The organism is Filifactor sp. (assembly GCF_057248345.1).
This window is the reverse complement of sequence record NZ_DBHIIC010000071.1, coordinates 1-3,473: the sequence shown is the minus strand read 5'-3', so window position 1 is coordinate 3,473 and position 3,473 is coordinate 1. Positions and strand designations below refer to the sequence as shown.

Genomic DNA, 3,473 nt, shown 5'->3' with positions numbered 1-3,473 from the left:
TGTGGTTTACTTCTTTCAAATTTTGCTTTTCCCATTTTTCTTCCTCCTAAAAATTAATCTTCGATAGAAACCCTATCTGTCAATTTCTTTTTTATATTTATGAAGTGATTATTCTCCTTGTTCCATAATTTTCTTTGCAATGGAATTTGGAACTTCTTCATAGTGATCAAAAATCATTGTATAAGTCGCACGTCCTTGTGTTGCAGAACGCAAATCAGTTGAATATCCAAACATTTCAGAAAGTGGTACCATCGCATTGATTGCTTGTGCTCCACCTTGTCTTGCTTCCATTCCTTCAATTCTTCCACGACGAGAGTTAAGGTCACCCATTACATCTCCCATGTAGTCTTCAGGAGTAACAACTTCTACTTTGAATACCGGTTCTAACAATACCGGATTTGCTTTTTTCATACCGTCTTTGAATGCCATAGAAGCAGCAACTTTAAACGCCATTTCTGAAGAGTCAACTTCATGGTAAGAACCATCATATAGTTCTACTTTAACGTCTACTACCGGATATCCTGCAAGGATACCTGCTTCCATTGCTCCTTGGATACCTGTATCAACAGGTCCAATATACTCCTTAGGGATAGCTCCCCCAACAATGTTGTTAACGAACTCGTAACCTGCACCAGGTTCTTGAGGAATCATACGAATCTTAACGTGTCCGTATTGTCCACGACCACCTGATTGTTTTGCATATTTATTTTCAATGTCAACAGATTGACGAATTGTTTCACGATATGCTACTTGTGGAGCACCAACTGTAGCTTCTACTTTGAATTCACGAAGTAATCTGTCTACAATGATTTCCAAGTGCAATTCTCCCATTCCTGAGATAATTGTTTGTCCTGTTTCTTCATCTGTTCTAACTCGGAAAGTTGGATCTTCTTCTGATAATCTTTGAAGTGCAACACCCATTTTTTCTTGAGCTGCTTTTGTCTTTGGCTCAATCGCTACAGAGATAACAGGTTCAGGGAATTCCATAGATTCCAAAATAATTGGATGTGCAGGATCACAAAGTGTATCTCCTGTTGTTGTATCTTTCAAACCAACTGCAGCAGCAATATCTCCTGAATAAACTTCATTGATTTCTTCTCTTGAGTTAGCATGCATTTGAAGAATACGTCCAATTCTTTCTTTCTTGTTTTTTGTTGAGTTCAATACATAAGAACCTGATTGCAAAGTTCCGGAATATACACGGAAGAAAGCAAGTTTTCCAACAAATGGATCCACCATGATTTTAAATGCTAATGAAGAAAACGGTTCAGCATCAGATGAATGACGAACTTCTTCCGTTCCATCTTCCAAAACACCCTTGATATCTGGTACATCTACAGGTGCAGGCATGTAATCAACAACTGCATCCAATAATAACTGAACACCTTTATTACGGTATGCAGAACCACAGAATACCGGATTGATAGCAGTTGAAATAACTCCCTTACGAAGAGTCTTTTTCAATTCATCAATTGAAATTTCTTCTCCTTCAAGATATTTCATTGTCAATTCTTCATCCAATTCTGCAATTGCCTCTACCATGATTTCTCGATATTCTTCAGCTTTTGCTTGCATATCAGCAGGAATTTCACATTCTTCCATTTCTGTTCCAAGCTTATCATGTGTTTTGTATGCTTTCATTGTAAGCAAATCAATCATTCCTTCGAATGTATCCTCTGCTCCGATTGGAAGTTGCATTGCTACTGCATTTGCACCCAATCTATCCTTCATCATGTCTACAACTCTAAGGAAGTTAGCTCCAATGATGTCCATTTTGTTTACGAAAGCAATTCTTGGTACTTTATATGTGTCTGCTTGTCTCCATACATTTTCAGATTGAGGTTCTACCCCACCTTTTGCACAAAATACAGCTACAGCTCCATCCAATACACGAAGAGAACGCTCTACTTCTACAGTAAAGTCAACGTGGCCCGGAGTATCAATAATATTGATACGGTGATTGTTCCATTGAGCAGTTGTCGCAGCAGAAGTAATAGTAATACCTCTCTCTTTTTCTTGCTCCATCCAGTCCATTTGAGAAGCTCCTTCGTGAGTTTCTCCTAGTTTATGAGTTTTTCCGGTATAAAACAAAATACGCTCTGTTGTAGTTGTTTTTCCGGCATCGATATGAGCCATGATACCGATATTTCTTGTCTTTTCTAAAGGAAATTTTCTTGGCACTAATCGCCACTCCTTTCTTATTTAATAACCGAATATTACCAACGATAGTGAGCAAATGCTTTATTTGCTTCTGCCATTTTATGAGTATCTTCTTTTTTCTTAACAGATGCTCCAACTCCGTTTGCAGCATCCATAATTTCTCTTGCTAATTTCAATTTCATACCTTTTTCATTTCTAGCACGAGTATATCTTACTAACCAACGAAGTCCCAATGTTTCTCTACGTTCAGGACGAACTTCAACTGGAACTTGATAGTTCGCACCACCGACTCTTCTCGCTTTTACTTCCAATACCGGCATGATATTGTTCATTGCTTTTTCAAATACTTCTAATGGATCTTCTCCTGTTTTTTCTTTGATTTCTTCAAAAGCTCCATACACAATTTCTTGTGCTGTTCCTTTTTTTCCATCTAACATTACATTATTTACAAGTTTCGTTACCACTTTACTTCCGTATAGTGGATCAGCCAAAACTTCTCTCTTTGGAATATTACCTCTTCTTGGCACTATTCTTCCCTCCTTAATAATTTAAATTAAATCATCGGTACTCGACATTTCAAAATGCCGATTGTGCCTTCATATTTCTTATATTTATATGAATGCACGAATTCAATACACGTCTTATTTAGCGTCTTTTGGTCTTTTTGTACCGTATTTTGATCTTGCCTGTCTTCTTTTTTCAATACCTGCAGTATCAAGCGTTCCACGAACAATGTGATAACGAACCCCTGGAAGGTCCTTTACTCTTCCTCCACGAATCAAAACAACACTGTGCTCTTGCAAGTTGTGTCCTTCTCCTGGAATATAAGCAGAAACTTCAATTCCGTTTGTCAATCTTACTCTGGCTACTTTACGAAGAGCAGAGTTAGGTTTTTTAGGAGTTACTGTTTTCACTGCTGTACAAACCCCTCTTTTTTGTGGGGAATTCAAATTAGTTGCTCTCTTTTTAAGAGCATTAAAACCTTTTTGAAGAGCCGGTGCTGTTGACTTATATTCTACAGCTTCTCTTCCTTTTCTTACTAACTGGTTAATGGTTGGCATCTGTACACCTCCTCTATATTATTTTACGCCGCCAACTGTATTGTCCGTGCTAAGGATTCAAACTTAGCCGTTCAATATGGATACCTTTTCATTAAAAAGTATCTATTGCAATCTCAATCTTTGAGAATTACATACTTAATAAGTGTATCATTATTTATTTTGATTGTCTAGTTTTTTACAAAAATATATAACTTTATTTTTCTTAGTTGTCAAGACATATGTTACACTTTGAGAAATACTCGGATACTATTT

At 37.0% G+C, this 3,473-nt stretch carries 3 protein-coding genes; all 3 read right to left on the bottom strand.

The window, feature by feature from the left end:
* Positions 1-108: 108 nt before the first annotated feature.
* Positions 109-2,181, bottom strand: a complete 2,073-nt coding sequence (gene fusA / locus ACO5GE_RS07830; protein ID WP_484830355.1) for an elongation factor G — start codon at positions 2,179-2,181, stop codon at positions 109-111.
* Positions 2,182-2,216: 35 nt separating this feature from the next.
* Positions 2,217-2,687 (bottom strand): 30S ribosomal protein S7, encoded by a 471-nt coding sequence (gene rpsG, locus ACO5GE_RS07825; protein ID WP_484830354.1) that lies wholly within the window; start codon positions 2,685-2,687, stop codon positions 2,217-2,219.
* A gap of 114 nt (positions 2,688-2,801) precedes the next feature.
* Entirely contained in the window at positions 2,802-3,221 is a 420-nt protein-coding gene (gene rpsL / locus ACO5GE_RS07820) for a 30S ribosomal protein S12 (RefSeq protein WP_014262276.1), read from the bottom strand.
* Between the last annotated feature and the right edge of the window lie 252 nt (positions 3,222-3,473).

What these genes read in the sequence shown, in the direction of transcription:
- rpsL (WP_014262276.1), bottom strand. Translation starts at nt 3,221, where the DNA reads ATGCCAACCATTAACCAGTTAGTAAGAAAAGGAAGAGAAGCTGTAGAA.